Source organism: Microcoleus sp. S1D4 (genome assembly GCF_036700765.1).
Classification (GTDB): domain Bacteria; phylum Cyanobacteriota; class Cyanobacteriia; order Cyanobacteriales; family Microcoleaceae; genus Microcoleus.
Window position 1 is genome coordinate 142138 of the sequence record NZ_JAUBPP010000003.1, and the last position, 21411, is coordinate 163548.

Genomic DNA, 21411 nt, shown 5'->3' on the forward strand with positions numbered 1-21411 from the left:
CAATCTTGGAGATTCTGGAGTCTGTTCGCCCGGTCGATCGCCCCCCCCAAACGCCTGCTCTAGATGGTAGGATGAGTTTTCGATTGGGACTTGGGAGCGATCGGGTCAACCATCCGGGATGGGGCATTGGGGATGGGGCATTGGGGATGGGGCATTGGGCATTGGGCATACCTCACCGCGCTTGAGAACCACTATATTTCTGATATTTCGTATTTTTGTATGGCCACAGTTCTCTTATTCACAATTCAGACAAAACTGAGGCAGCAAGTCTCGGAATTAAATAAAAATATTAGGATTTAAAAATGGCTATTTTACACGGCAGTTGGCTACTAAATAACGAAAAAAGCGGCTTATTTATTTGGGGCGAAACTTGGCGGAAGATTGGGGTGATCGATATTGTTGAATCTGAGATAATTCCGCATAATCCTTTGGCAATGACTGAGGCGGAGTTGAATACTTTTCTAAATTCTTTGCAGCAGTCGGGGAAACTCAACTGGCAATTACCCAAAACCGCAGAAATTAAGCAGAAAACTACGAAAACTCGGAGTTCGTCCAAAACGACGGCGGCAGCCCTTCCCACGGAAATTTTATCGATTCAGAGGCAAGTTCGGGCGATCGCGCTGCCGACCAAAATCTCGGAATCCAACGCAACTATTATGCCGCAGCACTCAGCCGCAGCATTAGAGGAACCAGCCCAAATCGATGAAATTTATCTTTATCCCTGGCAAGTTGAGGGTTATTTGCTCAACCCTCAAGCCACTTTTGTTTTTTTGCAATCGCTGCCGCTAAACAGCACAGAAGCAGATTCTTTTGTCGGCTCGGATTTGCGTTTTTGGTCGCATCTTTCTAGGTGGAGTTTGGATTTGTTGGCTAGGTGCAAATTCTTGCCAGCATTGGAGAGGCAATCTGATGGTTCGGCTATTGCTAAATGGCAACCTTTGTTAGACAGTTCGACAGATATTCTCCGTCTCGCTACTTTTTCTAAGCAAATGCCGACGGCTTGTCGAACTTATCAGAAGGAAGAAGGTTCGGCAGCGGATTTTGTAGCGGATGTAACGGATGTAATAAAAGAAGGTTCGCCAGAAAGTAAGGTACGGGATGTTGCGGTGGATTTGCCTGTGGGGGCGCAGGAGTTGGTTTTGGGGTTTTTGAGTAGTATTGTAGATGGTGAAGTGCGATCGTCTTCGAGGGCTGCGCTAACGGCTGCTGGCTCAAATTTAGACATCAAAACACTTTCTCCAACCCGCGAATGGCTGCAAGCTTTGCAACAAGAATCTGGAGTCGTGCAAGCAGAATCAGCCGCTTTAGAAAAGTTGGCAAACAAGCTTGTTGCTTGGACTTCGCCGCTGCAAAACCAACTGTCTGAACAAAGTCAGTTTCGCACTTGTTTTCAACTTATTCCGCCGTCTCCGGGTAAAGTTAATTGGAGTTTAAATTATTGTTTGCAAGCAGTAGATGAAACGGATTTTTTGGTAGATGCTACAACTGTTTGGAACAATTCTGTTGAACGTTTGGCCTATGCGGGGCGGACAATTGAATTGCCACAAGAAACTTTGCTGGGAGGTTTGGGTTTAGCATCGAAACTTTATCCGTTAATTGAACCGAGTTTGCAAGCACAACGACCTCAATCTTGTCAATTAAATCCGCTGCAAGCTTACGAGTTTATTAAGTCTGTGGCTTGGCGATTTGCTGATAGCGGGTTGGGCGTTGTTTTGCCGCCTAGTTTGACAAAGGCTGATGGTTGGGCGAGTCGTTTGGGTTTGAGCATTCAGGCGGAAACTCCGAAAGCAAATCCGGCGAAGGGTGGGTTGGGATTGCAAAGTCTGCTAAGTTTTAAGTGGGAATTGACGATCGGCGGACAGCGCATTTCTAAGGCAGAATTCGATCGGCTGGTAGAGCTGAATTCGCCTTTGGTGGAAATTAACGGTGAGTGGGTGGAGTTGCGCGCCACCGATGTGAAGGCTGCTAAAACTTTTTTTGCTAGTCGCAAGGAGCAAATGACTCTTTCTTTGGAGGATGCTTTGCGTTTGGCTTCGGGCGATTCTCAGACTATTGAAAAGTTGCCTGTGGTGAATTTTGAAGCTACGGGTCAACTTCAGGAATTGTTGAATACTTTAAGCGATAATCAGGCCGTAAGTGCGATCGCGACTCCGGCTAGTTTCCGAGGACAATTGCGGCCTTATCAAGCGCTAGGGGCGGGCTGGTTGGCATTCTTAGAGCGCTGGGGTTTAGGTGCTTGTCTCGCGGACGATATGGGATTGGGAAAATCCATTGAGCTAATTGCTTTCCTCCTGCACTTGCAAGAACAAAATTCTCTAGAAGCGCCGACATTATTGGTTTGTCCGACATCGGTATTGGGCAATTGGGAGCGGGAAGTCAAGAAATTTGGGCCGACGCTGAAAGTATTGCTACACCACGGAGACAAACGCGCTAAAGGCAAAGCATTTGCGGCTGCAATTAAGGGAAAGCATTTAATAATTACCAGTTACGCGCTGGTGTTTCGCGATGCGAAGGAAATTCAAAGCACTAAATGGCAAGGATTGGTTTTGGATGAAGCCCAAAATATTAAGAATTCCGAGGCTAAGCAGTCGCAGGCGGTGCGGCAAATCGAGGCAGATTTTAGAATTGCGCTGACGGGAACTCCGGTGGAAAATAGACTGCAAGAATTGTGGTCAATTTTGGAGTTTCTGAATCCTGGCTATTTGGGGCCGCGCAATTTCTTTCAGCGCCGATTTGCTATTCCGATCGAGAAATATGGAGATAGAGAATCATTGCAGAGTTTGCGATCGCTCGTTCGGCCTTTTATCCTCCGCCGCCTGAAAACTGACAAGGAAATCATCCAAGATTTGCCGGAAAAACAGGAGATGACTGTATTTTGCAGTCTGGCTGCTGGGCAGGCAGCATTATATCAGAAAATAGTCGAAGAGTCAATCGCTAATTTAGAGTCAGCCGAAGGTATTCAGCGCCGGGGCATGATTCTGGCTTTGCTGGTAAAACTCAAGCAACTTTGCAACCATCCCGCTCTTGTGAACGCAGCAGCTAAGCCCAAAGAATTGAGCATTAACAGCCAAGAATCGGGAAAATTGCAGCGGTTGGTGGAAATGTTAGAAGAAGTTGTCGCTGAGGGCGATCGGGCTTTGATTTTCACTCAATTTGCTGAATGGGGAAAACTCCTAAAACCGCATCTAGAAAAGCATTTAGGGCGAGAAGTTTTGTTTTTGTACGGCGGCATTAAGCAACAGCAGCGGGAAGAAATGATCGATCGCTTCCAACACGATCCGCAAGGCCCGCCGATTATGATATTATCTTTAAAAGCTGGCGGCACCGGTTTGAATTTAACCAGGGCTACCCACGTTTTCCACTATGACAGGTGGTGGAATCCCGCAGTTGAAAATCAGGCAACTGACCGCGTATTTCGCATCGGTCAAACTCGCAACGTGCAAGTCCACAAATTTGTCTGCACGGGTACGTTAGAGGAGAAAATACACGATATGATCGAAAGTAAAAAAGCTCTCGCCGAGCAAGTAGTCAGCGCCGGCGAAAACTGGCTCACCGAACTCGACACAGACCAACTTCGCAATTTACTAATTCTCGATCGCGATGCTATTATAGAAACCGAAGAAGAATAATATTTATTGGTTTGTCGCCGGGGCGGGGCGGGTTTACTATATCCATCGTTTGTATCATATATATTGGTGAACACGCTCCTACAATAATTAGGGTTGATTTATTGGACATAATCTAATATATACCTCCTTCCCTCTTCCTTCTTCCTTCTTCCTTACATCCGTTACATCCGTTACAAAATCCGTTGCCGAACTTCCTTCTTACATCCGTTACATCCGTTACAAAATCCGTTGCCGAACTTCCTTCGCCTTATGATTGACAGAGAATGGTGGACACAACAGTGGCTCGATTTAATCAATACTTACCGCTTCAAAAAGCGTTTAGAACGCGGCTGGCAATATGCGCGGGAAGGTAAAGTTCTCAGCATTAAGTTTCCAAACCAAGAAGTAATTGCCGTAGTTCAAGGAACTGATCCCAAACCCTATCAAGTTTCTTTAGGGCTTGATACATTGAGCGATGAAGATTGGGATTATGTGATTGAAAATATGTCGCAAAGAGCGGTTTTTTCGGCTAAATTATTAGCAGGAGAAATGCCGCACAATATTGAGGATGTATTTGCAGCGGCCGGAAAAACGCTATTTCCGTTAAGTTTATCTGATATTCGATCGCGCTGCACCTGTCCAGACCCCAAAAATCCTTGCAAGCACATCAGTGCAGTATACTACTTATTGGGCGATCGCTTCGGAGAAGACCCCTTTGTACTCTTTCAACTGCGGGGAAGAACCAAAGAGCAAATCTTGACAGCTCTGCGTCAGACACGGGGCACCCAAGGAGAGGAAAATTCTCAACTCAACTCCGGCAAAAATTCCCCGACTGCGAATTCTAAATTGCCGAAGGTCGATCGCTTTTGGGAATACAACCAGCAGCTAGAATCATCTTTAGTCGTAATTGTGCCGCCGCCCAGCAGCGAAACAGTCTTAGATATTTTAGGCCCGATTCCCCTCGCAACCAACCCAACAGCAACCAGTAGCAAATCTTCCCCCGCCTCTGACGCACTCAAGCAGCATTTTAGTAAAATTTACCAAGCAGTTAGCCAGCAAGCCGTTTTAGCCGCACTGAAACTGGGCGAAGGAGACTAACAAATTATTGTTTCTTTCGGGAAATGACGCAAAGTCTCAGAAACCCGGTTTCTGGGAAAATATCTGCTGGATGGCAAAAAAAATCGAGAGAAACCGGGTTTCTGCAAAATCTAAGAAACCCGGTTTCTGGGAAAATATCTATGGGATGGCAAAACATTTGCAGAGAAACGGGGTTTTGGCGAATTATCCATCACGTTAAAAAACCCGATTTCTCATACCAACTTCAAAAAATAATCCAATTAATTGCGTTTAACAGAAGGCGGATAGGTGAAACGCAACCAAGTTGCCAAAGTAGCTACCGCGCAAGTGGAAGCCAAGCTAAAAGTCAAGAAGGTTTCAAATGCTGACATAATACTGTTCCTCTTTATTTGAGCGATCGAGTAAATCTTTATCCTTCACATTTATATCAGCCTCAATTCATTTTTTCAATCGGTTCTGACATAAAGTTTTTACTACTTTAAATTTTGAAATATTTATTTACAATACTTTACACTCTTCCCAGATTACTCATAATCTCGATCAATTGCTGGGGTCGTTCAATCAAAAAATCGGGATGGTGTAGGGCCAAAACCTCCTGAGAATTAAAACCCCAACCTACAGCAATTATTTTAATTCCAGTTTTTCTAGCAGCGTCTATATCTCTAATCTCATCTCCCACATAAAAGACTTCTTGAGGATTGATTTTTTCTTTTTTGAGCCATTTGTTAATAACTTTATGTTTCCCGAAAGTTGAACCTGAGTAAATAAACGTAAAAATATCTTGCAAACTGTTATTTTCCAGGGAGTCTAAGACATTTTCTCGGGAATTAGATGTGATAATACCCAGTTGAAAATCTCGTTTTTTTAACTCCAGCAAAACTTCTTTAATTCCCGGAAATAATTGAACGTCTGAAATTTCACTGCGTAACTCAGATCTCAATTTTCTAATCAGCATCGGGAATTTGAAGAGGGAAATGCCAGAATAACGAAGAATTTCCCAAGAATTTAAGTTGCTCAGTTGAGCGAGTTCCTCTTTTGTCGCAGACTTAAAGCCGAATTCTGCTGACAAACGGTTGGTGATGCTCAGAAGAATATCGATTGTATCTGCTAAAGTACCGTCAAAATCAAAAATAATTACTTTGGTCATTGGACAACAGCAAATAAGGAATAGAGAATCATACTATTTTATATTTTATATTGGGATGATTTACTGCATTCTAGAATATAACAGACAAGATTGCATAAATCGTTCATTGATACATAAATCGCAGATGTAAGCCGGATAAACAGAGATAAACGCAGAGGTATTTCAAGATAATTGGGAAATGAGTACAATCTTGTCTAATATATTAGCTCTAATGACCACTGACTAAGGACTAATGACTATTAATTTGATTGGCTTTGGCATTTCTACGTAGCATTTCCGGTTTAATTCGCCGCAGCGCCGAAGCTGTAAATCTGCGGTTCCATTCTTCGTCGGAAATGTCGGCTAATTCTGCAAGTGTCGGCGCTATATTTTCAGGATAAGGCTCAAATTCTGTAACATCTGTTGGTTGAGCAAATCGCTGATTCCAAGGACAAACATCTTGACAAATATCGCAACCGGCAACCCAACCTTGTAAATTAGATGCTATTTCGTCGGGGAGTTTTTCGGCTCGATTCTCGATCGTATGATATGCTATGCACCGATCGGCATTCACCACAAAAGGCTCAGTAATCGCCCCCGTCGGACACGCATCAATGCAGCGAGTGCAACTACCGCAATGTTCGGTGTGAGGAGTATCGGGCGCTAACTCCAAATCAGTCAAGATTTCGCCCAAAAACACCCAAGAACCGTATTCTCGCGAAATTAAATTACCATTTTTGGCAATCCAGCCAATTCCTGCACGCTGCGCCCACATTTTATCCTGAACCGGCCCGGTATCAGCATAATAGCGCGCTTCAATTCCCTCGCTTTGCGATCGCACCCAATTTGCCAAAACCTTGAGTTTTTTGTGCAAAATTCTGTGGTAATCCCGCCCCCAACCGTAGCGAGAAATCTTAGCATATTCGACCGCTGCACCGCCCCCCCCCGCCAACAGGGAATTTTCGGGGCGCTGGTGGGGCGTGTAGTAGTTAATGGCAACACATATTAATGACTTGACTTCTGGCATGAGCGATCGAATATCGGAGCGTTTCGGGTTGGTCATCCATGCCATATCCGCCTGATAACCCTTGTCCAGCCAAGCTTGCAATCTTTGTTTTTCTATATCGACATCCGCGTCTGCTGAGGCGATTCCCACTTTGTGAAATCCCAACTCTAGGGCTTTTTGCTGAATGCGATCGCGATTAATTGATATTTTCATAGAATTAGCAACCGCAGCATAAAATGTGCAATAAGTCTAGTAATTTTAAAAGGATCTTTTGGAAAAGAATCGATAATACTTTCACAATCTTTATATTTATAAATTTAAACTCAAAAAGCTCAAAAACGTTACATAATGTAATCAAAGGAGAAATGGGTTCGTCTATTCAAGTCGGCAAGTAAAACCAACAGCGAATCCCACAGCATACACATGGCAGTTAGTATTCAATCAGCTCAATCAATTTTCTCAAACACCGAGATTGCGAGCGCTGTTCCCGCTACCACGGAAGCATTCTACAAACTCAGCGTCGAAGACCAACTCGCACTCCTCTGGTATGCCTACACTGAAATGGGCATCTCCATCACCGCAGCAGCTCCCGGAGTAGCCAGCATGGCGCTAGTCGAAGGCGTTCTCAGCGAAATCAAGCAAATGTCGCCTGCCGATCAAAGCAAAACCATGTTTGACCTGGCCAGCAACGCCGACACCACAATCGGCCGGATTTACACATCCTTGCGCGTCAACACCAAACTCGGTTTCTGGTACGAATTGGGACAAATGATGAAACAGGGCCTTGTCGCCCCCATCCCCGCAGGCTATCAAATGTCTCCCGAAGCCACCGCAGTTCTCGAAACCATCAAGAAACTCGATCCGGGTCAACAAATTACCGTACTTCGCAACACGGTAGTTCACATGGGCTACGATCCAGATTTCAGCCAAGAGTACGGCAAACGAGCTGCCCCCCGCAGCACTCCCACCGCAGTAGCAGAGCGGGTGAAAACTGAGATTAAGGGTATCACCGAGCAGACAGTGCTCAACTACATCGACTACATGAATGCCTTCGACTTCACCCCAGCCGTCGGTTTATTTGCCGAAGAAGGCGCTCTGCAACCTCCTTTCCAAAAGCCGATCGTCGGTCGCGAAGCTATCCTCAACTATATGCGGGAAGAGTGCATCGGACTGAAAATGATGCCCCAAGAAGGTATGTCCGAGCCTGCAGAAGATGGCTACCGCCAAGTGAAAGTTACGGGTAAAGTCGAAACTCCTTGGTTCGGATCGAATGTGGGTATGAACATTGCGTGGCGGTTTTTGCTCGATCCCCAAGGTCAAATTTTCTTTGTGGCGATCGACTTGTTGGCCTCTCCTAAAGAATTGCTCAACCTGATCCGCAAATAGAATATTCTGTTTGGCGTTTGTCAAACAGACTTGCACAGAAACCCAGATACTTTAAAAGTGTCTGGGTTTAGTTGATTTTAGATTTTAGATTTTAATGACTACTCGTTTACTCGTTACCAGTAGTGGCTGGTAACGCAGATCGATCGGCTCTGTCTCCTTTTTTTTGCAACAAGCGAGGCAGACCCTCTAGATCTCTGTTCCCAGACCCAGCCAGGGAACAAGTTAAGTGTGTGGGTGTATACAATTTGAGATTTGAGATTGCTGGATGTTACTCTTTTTCTTCAGAGAATTTATCCCTAGCCCTACCTATATCTTTTGAGGGATTTGCTGCGACAAACATAATGATTAAAGTATATTCATTCCTTTCAAATCATTTATTTTATGACTGCCACAACTAGACCTATTTTAACTCGCTCTATCGAGATTGCTGGCATCACAAAGCCAGTGGTACTGCAATATTTTGAAACTTTAAATTCAGGCAACTTTGAAGAGACTGCTAATTTGTTTGCTGAGGATGGAGTTCTGCACGCGCCCTTTGAAGAGCCAATTATCGGTAAAAGCTCGATCGCCACTTATCTAAAAACAGAAGCGCGAGGAATGCAGCTCGAACCGCAGCAAGGTATCAGCCAAATTTTAGAAGATGATCGAGTTGAAGTTCATGTCAGCGGCTGGGTGAAAACTTCCGTATTTGGTGTTAATGTCGGATGGCTGTTCGTGCTCAATTCTGACCGAGAAATCTTTTCTGTCACCGTCAAGCTGTTAGCTTCAGCCCAAGAATTGCTAAATCTGCGACCCCATAAAAAATTCAACGTTTAATAAGTTTCATATTTAAATTGAATATTGGGGTTTCATCTGTCGATCGCGCGTCATATCAATTCCGGTTGTACGGTCAGGTGATTGTGGACTGTGGACTGTTGACTTTTGACTGTTAAGTTAAGAGGGCGGGTCGAAAAACTGAATGGTTGAGTGTTAACTGTTGACTCGATTTTATTATTCCGATGCAACCGGAAACGATATCATAGCTCGATCGATATTTGTGCGTCACTGAGGCAGAAACCTGGTTTTTCGCCAAATCTCCGCTGAAGCGCTGCCAACTCTCGAAAAACCCCGTTTCTTCGGCAGACAAAATGGTCAAAATAGCTAGAACGCCACCCGTCAATTACCATAACAAAAACAGTTCGTAGTGCGGACTAAAGTCCGCACTACGAACTGTTTTTATTGCAGTTAATCGACCATCGGACACAATCTAACGGCCAATTAAGATTTTTCTGGCAAACTCGCTTCCAACTTCAGACAATTGCGGCCGTCTAGTTGCAAACTGTAATCCACGCGATCCATCAGTCTGCTCATAATCAGCCAGCCATAGCCGCTTTCCTGCTTCGCTTCCGGCCTCGGGGGACTGTAAGTGTCCATTTCGTAACCTTTACCATAATCCCAAATTTCTAAACCAATATCCCGATTTTTTAAATTCAAGCGAATTAACACCGGCAAATTGGGTTGATCTTTGTGAGCGTGGCGGATCACGTTAGAATAGGCTTCTGCTAACACCAAGCGCAAACGATTCGACTGACGTGGCCAATCGATATGCTCTCCTAGCTCAACTTCCAAACTGCTCAGCAACCAATTTTCAACAATTGTTAAAAACCGCAAGTCGCTTGGTACCTGAAGCTCAGTATTCATAAAAAAATCCTGTAAGTTTGGAAACCCGTGTCTTCTGACCAGGGATGAAATACAACACGCCGAATAAATTTGGCGTTAATACTTGTCGCTACATGAAGGATACTCAATACTGGGCGATCGAGGCAATAGACTTTCGCCGAAAGCATTCACCAAGAAGCATGAATTAAGAGTTAGCCACTGACGCGCTAGTTCTGTAACTTTTGCCTGTCGCCCGCGTTCTCTGTGTTAATCTGTAGCCTGTCAACCGAGGGCTGGAGTTTTTAAGACCCAAAGCCCCCGACTATGATTGTCGGGATAGCTGACAGATTCAGAGAACTTCCAGAGAAAGTATGGTTTGGTCATCTTCCTGAATGGGATTGTCAGCTCGGATGTAGGCCAACAAATTGTCCAAGTTGATGGAACCAGGCTCCTCAATCAAGAGTTGCCAAAGCCCTTCTTGTTGTAGCATAGAACGGGTTGCTTCGCCCCCTGCGATCGCCGGAGTGGTCACGCTAGCTTCAGTAATCCCGTCACTCGTCAGCAGAAATACATCTCCTGACTTTAATTCGATCGCACCGGCTTTACCTTTCCAAACTGGCAGAATCCCCAAGGGAATGCCGCGAGCTTTCAAGAAATTCGGCTCTGCTGGCGTTAAACCGCTAGCAGTCTGGGCTTTCACGTCAGAATTCGACCAAACAATCGGGTAAATGTGACCAGCATTAGCAAAAGCCAAGTGTCCCGTTGACGGAGTGTAACGAGCTACAACCATTGTAATAAAATGGTTGTTGCCGATCAGGTCGTCAGCCATACTACTATTCATATTCTGCATCACTCGATCGGGCTCGGGAGAAATTTCTTGAGAAAGTTCGCGCCGCATCACCGAAATCGCGCTAGCCATAAATAGAGCAGCCGGAACACCTTTACCGGAAACATCACCCACCGCTATCCAAATATCCCCTTGCGAGTGGACGTAGACCTCAAAAAAGTCACCGCCAACTTCCCGCGCCGGATAGCAACAAGCTTGCACCCTTACGGTTTCAAAATCAGGCCAACTTTGGCGCAACAAGTTTGTTTGGATTTGGCGGGCCACTTCCAACTCATTCTGCATCTGGTTAGCTAAATCCAGAGTGCGCTGATAGAGCTTAGCTTGAGAAAGGGCCAGAGCAGCTTGAGCTGCTACACCTTCTATTAACTCTATATCTTCTGCCGACCAAGGGTTAGTGCCACCTTGCTGACACAGGGCCAGTACCGCCAGCAAGTCTTGCTGATAAGTCAGGGGCACAGCAATCTCAACCGAGTTACCCTCACCGCCACTGTTGTTGACTTGAGTTTGGCGGGTGGCTACGGCTTGAACCAGCAAATTTTCATCAAAAGAAAAGCTGCTGGATTCCGTCGCTTGGGCTTGGTAGGGGAAGGTACTAGGTAATAGTCTCTCGCCCTCTATCGGCCGCAGCATACAATAGTTGGCCTCAAAAGTTTGGCCTACGGTTTGAACAATAGTTTGTACCATACTAGAGTAATCTAGCGACCCGCGAATCACGCTCATCACCTCATTGAACAGAGATTCCTTGCGTAAAGCGCGGCGCAGTGCAACACTGCGCTGCTTGTAGTATTTGTAAGTTTCGGACGCTTGATTGATAACTAATTTCAGTTCTTCTGGATTCCATGGTTTGGTGATGTATTTGAAAACTTGACCTGCGTTGATTGCTTCTACCAAGTCTTCAACATCTGTGTATCCAGTCAGCAGAATCCGAATCGTATCAGGAAAGCGATCGACTGTTTTCCCCAAAAACTCGGTGCCATTCATTTCTGGCATCCGCTGGTCGGATATGATCACCGCCATCTCCCCTTGTTCGTCTAGAACGGACAGGGCGCTGAGGGCGCTATCTGCTTTGTAAACCTGAAATTCGCGTCGAAACGTCCGGTACAGCAAATCCAAGTTGTCGGGTTCGTCATCGACCACCATTAGTTTCAGTTTGCTTCCATCTCCCCGACTCATGCTATCCCTTACTCCTAGGCGAATTGATCGGGTCTAAAACGGGCTTGTCAAGTACCCTTGGCTGATTCAGCGGAGCCAAATCAGCATCAGGACTTCGGGTTTTATAGGTTAGTGCCATATTAGTGATACCGCAAGGATACTGGGAACTGGCATCCGGGATCGGTCTTACCAGACCCCGCCTTGGTTTGGAACTCGTGCTTTACTCGCCTTAGTGTCGAATCAAGTTAATTTTTCTGCCAGTCTGAGCTTAGCAGAACGAGAGCGGGGATTTCTAGCTACTTCTTCCGATTGTGGCACGATCGGCTTTTTTGTCAGTACCTGCAAACAGTCTGTTCCTCTGAGTTGGTGCTTGACCGGTCTGTCTTCGAGGCTGTGAAAAGTAATAATTCCAATTCTCCCACCGGGTTTTAGCCACTTTGGCGCTTCCTTGAGAAAAGTGTCTAAAGAAGCGAGTTCGGAGTTGACGGCTATCCTCAAAGCTTGGAAAGTGCGGGTGGCGGGATGGATTCTACCGTTGCGCTGCTTGGGTGGGAAGCTGCTGGCGATCGCCCCTGCAAGTTCTGTAGTAGTTTCAAAAGGACGTTGTGCGACAATCCGCCTCGCAATGCGCCGCGACAATCGCTCCTCGCCGTATCTGTAAATAATATCTGCTAGTTTAACTTCTTCCCAATGATTGATAATCTCTTGGGCCGTCAAAGATTGCTGCTGGTTCATACGCATATCTAACTTAGCAGGGTGGCGAAAACTAAAGCCGCGTTCCGGTGTATCGAACTGAGCCGAGCTAACGCCCAAGTCTGCTATGATACCATCAAATGTGGCCTCTTGAGACTGATATTCAGCAAAATTGCCGTGCCAAAACTCGACGGGATCGTTAGCAAATCGGGCCGCGCAAAAACGGATGGCTTCTTCGTCGCGATCGATCGCCACCACACTCACATCAGCCGCCGCCGCTAAAATCAAACTCGTGTGTCCGCCGCCCCCAAGCGTCGCATCCAAATAGCGCCCGCCCGGACGCACAGCTAAACCAGCAATTAATTCACTAGCCAAAACAGAAACGTGATAAGCCTCAATACTCACATCTGATGCAGGAGTCTCCTTCTCAGACGGCTCGATATCCTTCATAATCTATACAAGCGAAACAAAAATCAACAGTAGTCAGTAGTCAGTTGTCAGTTGTCAGTTGTCCTCAGTCAGTAGTCAGTAGTCAGTTGTCAGTTAGAGAGTTTTTTGCTAATGACCAATAACCAATAACCAATAACCAATGACTAATGACCAATGACTAATGACCACTAACCACTGACCACTAACCACTAACCACTAACCACTGACCAATTACCAATTACCAATTACCAATTACCAATTATTATGTCAAGAATTGAGACAAGAACCGAACCAATGGTGCTCAACATGGGGCCGCACCACCCATCCATGCACGGGGTACTGCGGTTAATTGTCACCCTGGACGGCGAAGATGTAGTGGACTGCGAGCCTGTTTTAGGCTATCTACACCGCGGCATGGAAAAAATTGCCGAAAACCGCACTAACGTGATGTACGTGCCCTACGTGAGCCGCTGGGACTATGCTGCGGGGATGTTTAACGAAGCGGTGACAGTCAATGCACCGGAAAAGTTAGCCAATATTGCTGTCCCCAAGCGGGCGAGTTACATTCGGGTAATCATGCTGGAGTTGAACCGGATTGCCAACCACTTGATGTGGGTAGGGCCGTTTTTGGCCGACGTGGGCGCGCAAACTCCATTTTTCTACACTATGCGCGATCGCGAACCAATTCTCGATTTGTGGGAAGCAGCCACCGGCTACCGCATGGTAAACAACAACTATTTCCGCATCGGCGGAGTAGCAGCAGATTTACCCTACGGCTGGGTAGATAAGTGCGAAGACTTCTGCGATTACTTCCTGCCAAAAATTGACGAATACGAACGTTTAATCACCAACAATCCTATCTTCCGCCGCCGGATTGAAGGACTGGGTACAATCTCCCGCGAAGAAGCGATTAACTGGGGACTATCCGGCCCCATGCTGCGCGGTTCCGGCGTGAATTGGGATTTGCGGAAAGTTGACCATTACGAATGTTACGACGACTTCGAGTGGGATGTTTGTACCGAAGCAGCGGGCGATTGTTTGGCCAGGTACTTAGTCCGAATTCGCGAGATGCGCGAGTCAGTTAAAATCCTCTATCAAGCCTTGAAAGGACTCCCCGGCGGCCCTTACGAAAACTTGGAAGCCAAGCGCTTAGAAAGCGGGCCAAAATCTGAGTGGAACAGTTTCGACTATCAGTTTATTGGCAAAAAAGTAGCCCCAACTTTCAAAATTCCCAAGGGCGAACATTACGTGCGGGTTGAAAGCGGCAAGGGTGAGTTGGGTATTTATATTATCGGCGATGACAGCGTGTTTCCTTGGCGCTGGAAGATTCGGGCTGCGGATTTCAACAATTTGCAGATTTTGCCCCACATCGTGCGCGGTGTAAAGATTGCGGACTTGGTGGCGATCCTGGGTAGTATCGATATTATCATGGGTTCGGTCGATCGGTAAAGCCACTGTTAGCATTAAGGGCTTTAGTTATTAAACGAGTAGAACTAAAGCCCTTACTGTTAATAATGAATGATATTAGAAAATTTCAAGAACAAAGAGGTTGCAGGATGAATGTCGGCAAGCGAGAGTTCTACGTCATTATTGAACGAGATGAAGATGGCTATTATGTCGGGGAAGTTCCACAGCTAAAAGCCTGTTACAGTCAAGGAGAAACTATTGATGAGTTAATTGCCAATATCAAAGAAGTTATTGCACTTTGTTTAAAAGAAGAGAGTGATGAAAAATTACCTAAGTTTGTAGGCATTCAAAAAGTGATGATTTAATAATATACAAAAGTTCTGCGTAAGTCATGTAGAGCAACCCCAAATTTCCGAACATCAATCAAAACCTCTGTCTTTTCTCTTCCTCTGTGTCCTCTGCGCCCTCTGCGGTTAAAAAAATCTTTATTTCATAAACAAATTAACATCAACTTTGATTCCATAAACTATGACATCCCAGCAATTAGATATCAATGACAGCAACCCCGAACTCTGTGCTTTAATCTGCGAAAGAATTGCAGCGACTCCACAGGGGCGCATTACCTTTGCGGAATATATGGATTTGGTACTATATCACCCGCAGTATGGTTATTATAATGGCGATCGCCCGTCGATCGGCAAACAAGGCGATTTTATCACGTCGTCTCATTGGGGTGCTGATTTTGCGGAGGTTTTGGCGGATCAGTTTGTAGAAATGTGGGAAATTCTCGATCGCCCTTTCAATTTCGCGATCGTAGAAATGGGCGCTGGGCGGGGAAATTTTGCCGAAAATGTGCTGCAATATCTGCAGATACAATATCCCGATTTATTTCATATTTTAGAATACATTATTATTGAACTTTCTCCTGTACTCCAAGCGGAACAGCGGCAAAGGTTAGCCGATATCAAGTGCGTTAAGTGGTGCAATTGGGATGAGATAGTTAATAATTCAATTCTCGGTTGTTTTTTTTCTAACGAGTTAGTGGATGCTTTGCCCGTGCATCAATTCATTTTGGAAGAAGGGAAAGTTAGGGAGATTTACGTTGCCGCCGAAACCCCAAAAAATGAACAAGAAAAGATAAATTTTGTTGAAGTAGTTGGCGAAGTTTCCACGCCTAAAATTGCCGAATTTTTGGATTTGGTAAGCATCGATTTGTCTGCGAGTGTTTACGGGGATGGTTATCGCAGTGAGGTGAATTTGGCGGCTTTGGACTGGATGAGTACAGTTGCTCAAAAGTTGCAGCGGGGATATTTGTTAACTATTGATTACGGCTATCCGGCGCACCGCTATTACAATCCGAGGCGCAGGGAGGGGACGCTACAGTGTTATTATCTGCACCGATATCACAATAATCCTTATATTAATGTGGGGCGGCAGGATTTAACGGCTCATGTTAATTTTACGGCGCTGGAAAGGCAGGGTGAATTGTGCGGTTTGGATGTGGTAGGGTTTACTCAGCAGGCTTTGTTTTTGATGGCGTTGGGTTTGGGCGATCGTATTGCTTCTCTGTCTACAAATGATGCCGAAGTATTGGAGGTGGCAACGTTTTTGCAGCGCCGGGAGGCTTTGCATCAGTTAATCGATCCGATGGGTTTGGGGGGTTTTGGGGTTTTGGTGCAGTGTAAGGGGTTGAAGCAGGAGGAAAAAGTGCGTGAAGCGAAGCTATCCCGTAGGGAATCGCTCAAAGGTTTCACAGTGCCTTAAGTTAATTTAAATCAGCAAGACGCACTCTTTTCCAATTACTTTGGTCATCACTTAAGCGCACTGACTCAGTGGCGGAAATTCCCATTTTCCAGAATATAAAGTAGATGGCAGCTTTAAACAATAGGCAGCAGGAATCACCTCAATTAACCACCAATTAAACATATCTCGTTGGGCCGCAGCAAAACCAGAAATAGCATCTCCGGTAATGGCATTGTACAGAATATCTAAGATGGCATTATAGGCTGTTTTCGTGTTGAGTGTTTGCAGCAAGCCGTAGAAAATATTATAAGCTTCGTCGGTAGCTTGATATTTTCCAATTTTGTTGATATTAGGAAACAAGGTATCTGCCCAAGTTTCTGGAATTTCACAACTATCCTTCAGCCAACAAGATACAATTCCTTCAACGATATCAGCTTTGTGTTCTTCAGGAAAGTAATGTTTAATCGTCGGTTTAGCTGCTAATGCTATTCCATAAGCCATATAGACGTATCGCTGATGGGATATTGGATCATTAGGCATCCCAAAGGCTGTCATTACTTCTACAAAGGCTTCTTCTACATTGCACTTTCCACCTGTTTCGTATAAATCACGATACTTTCTGTCCCAAACCGTGTGAATTGTTTGCTGTAATTGGTCTGGAAGATCTGAGTTGCTGGGCAACTTAAAATCGGTGTAATGACCTATATCAAACTTGATCATTGACTTTCCCTCCTTATGTATTTTCCTTAATCATAAACCAAGATTCAGTTAATTTTAAACTTCATATCACCTCAATTTTACCTTGGGTACAGAAGCCAGTAAAGCTCTGATAGGCTCTACTGGCTGTCTATCCTGTATGTCTACGGATAGGGACGTTCGTAGAAGATAATTACTTTAATATTCGGGAACCTCATGTTAAAGTCCTCATCACAAGTAATGTTGCAGCCAGAACACATCTCTCTCTCAGTGTAGAGGTAAAGTATTCCTTCTACCTCCAAAGAAACATCATCTCTTTCCAAGGCTCCTGCAAGTGCATTGAAAATCTTGTACTCAGCGTGGTGCTCATTCAACAAGGATTTTTGTCTATCAATCCTTGCCTCAAAAAACAACTTTGGTCCATCCTCTTTACCAGGAATATTTAGAGGGTCTGGCTTGCTGGTAGCTTTTTCGCTATAAACTCGGCCAGTTTCTAGTTCTAGTATGGCAGTCGCAGAATTACCAAGACTGGGTTTTTTAATATAGAACGCTCGAACCTCTTGAGCCTTAGTCCGCAGTTCCTCTACCATATCCCGATGGCAATCAGGTATGTCTTGGGGATACTCGTAATGAGGTGTGTTTCTATAGGGGTTGCCTGTAGTTAAGTTTTGTTTCACGCGATTAATTTTATTTTTATAGAGTATTTTATATCTAACCTATCTAACCTGACTTAGACATAAGCTTAAAGCCTCCTCTGACTCAGTTATTTTAACTATAGCACATTTCCGATTAACTGCAAACTCTGCTCGAATCCCTCGGATTCAGCCCATTTTAATCGTTGTTGAATTGACATCCCCTGCAACTTTTTACTCATTTCATATAAATCAACTTGGGGATAATCCCCCTTAAATAACGGAATCAAAGACTCCACAACAGCAGCGATTCCCTGCGGCGGCACTGCATTGCCAATCTGCCGCCGCACTTCAGTCGTAGAACCTTCAAAAACAAAATCATCGGGGAATGTTTGCAATCTTGCCCTTTCACGATTTGTCAAAGAACGCGGTTCTAAATAATGATAACCCCAAGTTCCGCCACCGCCCCCCGCAATGATTGTCGATGATGGTTTATCTGGATGAATTCGCCGATAAACGTGACTGATCATGCCTTTGACATAGTATGGACTATCTTTGGGAATATCAGAGAAATTGCCTCCCGGTTTAATTCGATTTAAAATTTCAACGGTGCGGGCTTGAATTTTATGATGTTGGTTATTGTCAAGAACTGCTTCCACATTTTTGAGTGCTTCGCCTGCTGTTCGATAAGGATTTTTGCGATTTTGACCGTATTCTGGCTGAGGATGCACAAAGTTAAATCCTGTATCCATCCGAATGCCAATTAATAAGACTCTTTGGCGAAATTGGGGAACTCCGTAATCAGCAAAGTTGTAGAGTTTAGGTTTAACTAAGTAGCCCGGTGCGATACTTTCAAAGTCAGAAATTATTTGTTTTATTGCTTGATAATTATTGGCACTTAATAAGCCTTTGACATTTTCTGCTACAAAAGCTTTGGGCTGTTTTTTGTTGACAAAATCGAGAAAGTATGTATATAAATTGCCTCTGGTTCCTTCAAGTCCGGGGCGCTTCCAAATTAGGGAGAAATCTTGACAGGGGAAGCCTCCTATACATATTTCAGCTTCGGGAACTTGTGCAATGTCTATATTTTCTATGCTGTCGTTGATGATGACATCAGCAATGTTTCTGCTGAATGTTTTACAGGCGTATTTATTGGAGTCGATCGCCCAAACTACCTCAAATCCGGCTTGGTGGAATGGCAAATCCATGCCCCCGCAACCAGAAAATAAGGATATGAGTCGCGGTTTTTTTGTCCAGGCGATCGGCTGGAGACGTTTGATTAACATAGGAGTGTAAAGTTAGCCAAGGGCGGGCTGGATGCCCGCACCACAAGAGTGTCATCATACCAAAACACGATCGAACTCGGCTCATCAATTGATATTTCACTCTTCATCATCTAACTCGATCCCCGCTTGACGCAGTTTTTCGGCCAATTTTTCCGCGCGGAGTCTTTCGCGATCGCCCCGTTGGCGTTCTTTTTCTACTCTTTCTTCCGACCAAAGCAACAACTCGCCTTCTGCATTCCACCACCTCAACCAACAGCCTGTCCTTCCTTCGTGCGTTCCTTCCCAAATACCTAAAAACAAGTCTAATCCCGGTATCCAATAACGTCCGTTTTCATCATGTTTTTGCAAGTTGTAACGCTCTGATTCTAAAGCGTAAACTTCTAAATGAGCTGTTTTGGCTCGGAATATGACGTATCGGGGGACTTTGATTACTTGCTCGTAAAAAAACCACTTTCCCACCCGCGAGGTAAACTCTACAGAGTATTCTTCTCCATAGGTTTCTGAAAGAAATTCCATCACGATTTGGGGGATGGTTCCTTCTGTGTGTGGCGTGTAACTACGGCGGACTTGCGAGACATTTTTTGGATTGACGGGTTTCACGTACATCCAATCTGGTGCTTTGCAGATAATACGCTGTTCGTCGTTGCTTGAACCTGGGAAACTTATGCCGGCACACAAGGCAAAGTTGGAAACAATTAAGGCATCCTGCATTAATTCAGGAAATCCTGTTAGCGGCTGGCGCAAAGCGGCGGCTAATAATGGTTGGCTTTCGTCTTCCACGGGGTCGTCTGGTAGTTGGAAATCTTCTGGTAGTAGCGGCCAGGTGATTGTGAGTTTTGTTTCATAATTTTTAGTTGCTACAGACATAGTTTATCAGAGGTTAAATGTTTTAATGTTTAAATTATATCTCTTGGTTTTTGGGATTACTGTTAATGGCTTAATGACGAGGCAGAGCCTCTGGATATGCGTTACCGGGCAGAGCCTGGTAACGAGAGGATTGCAATTCAAAGTCCCCCTTATTAAGGGGGATTTAGGGGGATCTAGACTCGGCTACAAGCGATGGTTCTAAGGATTATTAATCTTCTGCTGTAGTTCGGTGGTCATTGCTAGTAGTTCCGATTGCCCGATCGCACTTTGTTCGCCACTCGCCAACCACTTCAATTGTACCGTCTCATTTTCAGCTTCCGCATCACCCAAAACCAAACACCCAACAGCACCGCTTCTATCAGCTCTTTTAAACTGTTTCCCGAACGCACTGCCGCTCAAATCTATCTCAACACTAAACCCAGCACCCCGCAATTTTTGCGCTAACAAGATTGATTGCTGTTCGGCTTTATCGCCCCTAGATACCAAATAGAAATCTAACTTCGGCGCGGGCAAAGGTTGCAACTTTTGCAGCAGGATAATCAACCTTTCGATTCCCATTGCCCAACCGACAGCAGCCGTATCTGGGCCGCCCAATTCCTTGACTAAACCGTCGTAGCGGCCACCACCACAGACTGTTGCTTGCGCTCCCAAATCGTCGGAAATGATTTCAAAGGCGGTGTAAGTATAGTAATCTAAACCGCGCACTAATCGGGGATTTAATTGATAGCTAATTCCTAAATTTGTGAGCATTTGCTGCACTTGCTCGAAGTGATCTCGCGATTCGTCACCCAAATATTCTAAAATACTCGGCGCGCCCTTAACAATTTCTTGAGTGCGCTGATTTTTGCTGTCCAAAATCCGCAGCGGATTGCGAGTCAAACGGTCTTGGGAATCCGCGTCTAATTCCTCTTTGTACGGTGTAAAATAATCGATCAATGCTTGGCGATAATTTTGTCTGTCTTGCTTGTTTCCGACAGAGTTAATATCGAGGCGCAAATTGGTTAAACCGATCGCTTGCAGGATGTCGCAGGCGATCGCAATTACCTCCACATCCGCCCGTGGATTCGCACTCCCCAAGACTTCCACGCCAATTTGATTGAACTGCCGCTGTCTTCCCTCTTGGGCGCGTTCGTAGCGAAACATCGGCCCCGCATACCACAGACGCTGCACGTCTCCTGCCGCGTACAAACTGTTTTGAATAAAAGCTCGGACTACTCCGGCGGTGCCTTCTGGACGCAAAGTAGTCGATCGATCGCCCTTATCTTTAAAAGTGTACATTTCTTTGCCTACAACATCGGTAGCTTCGCCGATGCCACGTTCAAATAAAGATGTCTGTTCAAAAATAGGCGTGCGAATTTCTCGATAAGCTGCTTTTTGCAATATTGTTCTAGCGACTGCTTCTATGTTTTGCCAATATTGAATTTCTGCGGGCAAAATATCCCGCGTTCCCGGTAAAGTTTTAATTGCACTCATTTTTTTAGTCAGTTTTCAGTTTTCAGTTGGCAGTTGGCAGTTGGCAGTTGGCAGTTGTCAGTTGTTAGTTGTCATTAGTCATTCGTCATTAGTCGTTGGTCGTTGGTCATTGCTCGTAGGAAATTTACAAAACTGACGCATCCAAATCTAAGAAATCTGGTTTCTAACATTCTATGGTTCAGGATTGTTCCATTTAGATTGGAATGATATTGTAGTATTGTTCCCGCTCTATTTGTACAAGCTATTGGAGCTTTATACAGCACTACTAATACAATATTTAAACTGAGATGCTCCCGTTAATAACTTCTATATTCGTTAGTTGTATGTCCTTAACTTTTAGCTAGT

At 45.0% G+C, this 21411-nt stretch carries 17 protein-coding genes; 7 read left to right on the top strand and 10 right to left on the bottom strand.

Annotated features, from left to right (window positions below):
• The first annotated feature begins 302 nt into the window (after positions 1-302).
• Together QT998_RS04610 and QT998_RS04615 are read left to right on the top strand one after the other, a co-directional pair.
• Positions 303-3629, top strand: coding sequence for a DEAD/DEAH box helicase (locus tag QT998_RS04610; protein ID WP_333116277.1), 3327 nt, complete (start codon positions 303-305; stop codon positions 3627-3629).
• A 249-nt stretch (positions 3630-3878) separates the two neighbouring features.
• Complete coding sequence (locus QT998_RS04615; RefSeq protein WP_333116274.1) at positions 3879-4706, top strand: SWIM zinc finger family protein; 828 nt, start codon at positions 3879-3881, stop codon at positions 4704-4706.
• Between the two features lie 487 nt (positions 4707-5193).
• Here QT998_RS04615 and QT998_RS04620 read toward each other — a convergent pair whose 3' ends face one another.
• Together QT998_RS04620 and queG are read right to left on the bottom strand one after the other, a co-directional pair.
• Positions 5194-5832 carry an HAD-IA family hydrolase gene (locus QT998_RS04620; RefSeq protein ID WP_333093173.1) on the bottom strand — a complete coding sequence of 213 codons (639 nt, stop codon included), beginning with the start codon at positions 5830-5832 and terminating at the stop codon, positions 5194-5196.
• A gap of 229 nt (positions 5833-6061) precedes the next feature.
• Positions 6062-7030 (bottom strand): tRNA epoxyqueuosine(34) reductase QueG, encoded by a 969-nt coding sequence (queG, locus tag QT998_RS04625; RefSeq protein WP_333116271.1) that lies wholly within the window; start codon positions 7028-7030, stop codon positions 6062-6064.
• Positions 7031-7240: 210 nt separating this feature from the next.
• Between queG and QT998_RS04630 the strand changes: the two genes are divergently transcribed.
• The gene (locus tag QT998_RS04630) at positions 7241-8203 is read left to right on the top strand and encodes an orange carotenoid protein N-terminal domain-containing protein (RefSeq protein ID WP_333093175.1); all 963 of its coding nucleotides are present in this window, start codon (positions 7241-7243) and stop codon (positions 8201-8203) included.
• 381 nt (positions 8204-8584) lie between these two features.
• Entirely contained in the window at positions 8585-9019 is a 435-nt protein-coding gene (locus tag QT998_RS04635) for a nuclear transport factor 2 family protein (RefSeq protein ID WP_333116268.1), read from the top strand.
• Between the two features lie 441 nt (positions 9020-9460).
• Here QT998_RS04635 and QT998_RS04640 read toward each other — a convergent pair whose 3' ends face one another.
• The 3 genes from QT998_RS04640 to rsmH all read right to left on the bottom strand — a co-directional run bounded on the left by QT998_RS04640 (position 9461) and on the right by rsmH (position 12983).
• Positions 9461-9883, bottom strand: coding sequence for an ATP-binding protein (locus QT998_RS04640; RefSeq protein WP_194009517.1), 423 nt, complete (start codon positions 9881-9883; stop codon positions 9461-9463).
• 307 nt (positions 9884-10190) lie between these two features.
• The gene (locus QT998_RS04645) at positions 10191-11861 is read right to left on the bottom strand and encodes a SpoIIE family protein phosphatase (RefSeq protein ID WP_333093178.1); all 1671 of its coding nucleotides are present in this window, start codon (positions 11859-11861) and stop codon (positions 10191-10193) included.
• Between the two features lie 219 nt (positions 11862-12080).
• A complete protein-coding gene (gene rsmH / locus QT998_RS04650; protein WP_333093179.1) occupies positions 12081-12983 on the bottom strand; it encodes a 16S rRNA (cytosine(1402)-N(4))-methyltransferase RsmH in 903 nt (300 codons plus the stop codon).
• A gap of 243 nt (positions 12984-13226) precedes the next feature.
• On the opposite strand from rsmH, the gene QT998_RS04655 reads away from it, so the two are divergent.
• The 3 genes from QT998_RS04655 (at position 13227) to QT998_RS04665 (ending at position 16133) form a co-directional block, all read left to right on the top strand.
• Positions 13227-14411 carry an NAD(P)H-quinone oxidoreductase subunit H gene (locus tag QT998_RS04655; RefSeq protein WP_333093180.1) on the top strand — a complete coding sequence of 395 codons (1185 nt, stop codon included), beginning with the start codon at positions 13227-13229 and terminating at the stop codon, positions 14409-14411.
• A gap of 65 nt (positions 14412-14476) precedes the next feature.
• The gene (locus QT998_RS04660) at positions 14477-14734 is read left to right on the top strand and encodes a type II toxin-antitoxin system HicB family antitoxin (RefSeq protein WP_333116263.1); all 258 of its coding nucleotides are present in this window, start codon (positions 14477-14479) and stop codon (positions 14732-14734) included.
• A 163-nt stretch (positions 14735-14897) separates the two neighbouring features.
• Positions 14898-16133, top strand: coding sequence for a class I SAM-dependent methyltransferase (locus tag QT998_RS04665; RefSeq protein ID WP_333116260.1), 1236 nt, complete (start codon positions 14898-14900; stop codon positions 16131-16133).
• A gap of 51 nt (positions 16134-16184) precedes the next feature.
• Here the strand turns inward: QT998_RS04665 and QT998_RS04670 are convergent, their stop codons facing one another.
• The 5 genes from QT998_RS04670 to hisS form a co-directional block, all read right to left on the bottom strand.
• Positions 16185-16832, bottom strand: a complete 648-nt coding sequence (locus tag QT998_RS04670; protein ID WP_333116258.1) for a hypothetical protein — start codon at positions 16830-16832, stop codon at positions 16185-16187.
• Between the two features lie 140 nt (positions 16833-16972).
• Positions 16973-17485, bottom strand: coding sequence for a deaminase domain-containing protein (locus QT998_RS04675; protein WP_333116255.1), 513 nt, complete (start codon positions 17483-17485; stop codon positions 16973-16975).
• 95 nt (positions 17486-17580) lie between these two features.
• Positions 17581-18726 (bottom strand): DNA cytosine methyltransferase, encoded by a 1146-nt coding sequence (locus tag QT998_RS04680; RefSeq protein WP_333116252.1) that lies wholly within the window; start codon positions 18724-18726, stop codon positions 17581-17583.
• A 96-nt stretch (positions 18727-18822) separates the two neighbouring features.
• A complete protein-coding gene (locus tag QT998_RS04685) occupies positions 18823-19593 on the bottom strand; it encodes a Uma2 family endonuclease (RefSeq protein ID WP_333116249.1) in 771 nt (256 codons plus the stop codon).
• A 198-nt stretch (positions 19594-19791) separates the two neighbouring features.
• On the bottom strand, positions 19792-21066 hold the full coding sequence (hisS, locus tag QT998_RS04690) for a histidine--tRNA ligase (protein ID WP_333116247.1): 1275 nt from the start codon (positions 21064-21066) through the stop codon (positions 19792-19794).
• Positions 21067-21411 lie beyond the last annotated feature (345 nt).

What these genes read in the sequence shown, in the direction of transcription:
- QT998_RS04610 (WP_333116277.1), top strand. Translation starts at nt 303, where the DNA reads ATGGCTATTTTACACGGCAGTTGGCTACTAAATAACGAAAAAAGCGGC.
- QT998_RS04615 (WP_333116274.1), top strand. Translation starts at nt 3,879, where the DNA reads ATGATTGACAGAGAATGGTGGACACAACAGTGGCTCGATTTAATCAAT.
- QT998_RS04620 (WP_333093173.1), bottom strand. Translation starts at nt 5,832, where the DNA reads ATGACCAAAGTAATTATTTTTGATTTTGACGGTACTTTAGCAGATACA.
- queG (WP_333116271.1), bottom strand. Translation starts at nt 7,030, where the DNA reads ATGAAAATATCAATTAATCGCGATCGCATTCAGCAAAAAGCCCTAGAG.
- QT998_RS04630 (WP_333093175.1), top strand. Translation starts at nt 7,241, where the DNA reads ATGGCAGTTAGTATTCAATCAGCTCAATCAATTTTCTCAAACACCGAG.
- QT998_RS04635 (WP_333116268.1), top strand. Translation starts at nt 8,585, where the DNA reads ATGACTGCCACAACTAGACCTATTTTAACTCGCTCTATCGAGATTGCT.
- QT998_RS04640 (WP_194009517.1), bottom strand. Translation starts at nt 9,883, where the DNA reads ATGAATACTGAGCTTCAGGTACCAAGCGACTTGCGGTTTTTAACAATT.
- QT998_RS04645 (WP_333093178.1), bottom strand. Translation starts at nt 11,861, where the DNA reads ATGAGTCGGGGAGATGGAAGCAAACTGAAACTAATGGTGGTCGATGAC.
- rsmH (WP_333093179.1), bottom strand. Translation starts at nt 12,983, where the DNA reads ATGAAGGATATCGAGCCGTCTGAGAAGGAGACTCCTGCATCAGATGTG.
- QT998_RS04655 (WP_333093180.1), top strand. Translation starts at nt 13,227, where the DNA reads ATGTCAAGAATTGAGACAAGAACCGAACCAATGGTGCTCAACATGGGG.
- QT998_RS04660 (WP_333116263.1), top strand. Translation starts at nt 14,477, where the DNA reads ATGAATGATATTAGAAAATTTCAAGAACAAAGAGGTTGCAGGATGAAT.
- QT998_RS04665 (WP_333116260.1), top strand. Translation starts at nt 14,898, where the DNA reads ATGACATCCCAGCAATTAGATATCAATGACAGCAACCCCGAACTCTGT.
- QT998_RS04670 (WP_333116258.1), bottom strand. Translation starts at nt 16,832, where the DNA reads ATGATCAAGTTTGATATAGGTCATTACACCGATTTTAAGTTGCCCAGC.
- QT998_RS04680 (WP_333116252.1), bottom strand. Translation starts at nt 18,726, where the DNA reads ATGTTAATCAAACGTCTCCAGCCGATCGCCTGGACAAAAAAACCGCGA.
- QT998_RS04685 (WP_333116249.1), bottom strand. Translation starts at nt 19,593, where the DNA reads ATGTCTGTAGCAACTAAAAATTATGAAACAAAACTCACAATCACCTGG.
- hisS (WP_333116247.1), bottom strand. Translation starts at nt 21,066, where the DNA reads ATGAGTGCAATTAAAACTTTACCGGGAACGCGGGATATTTTGCCCGCA.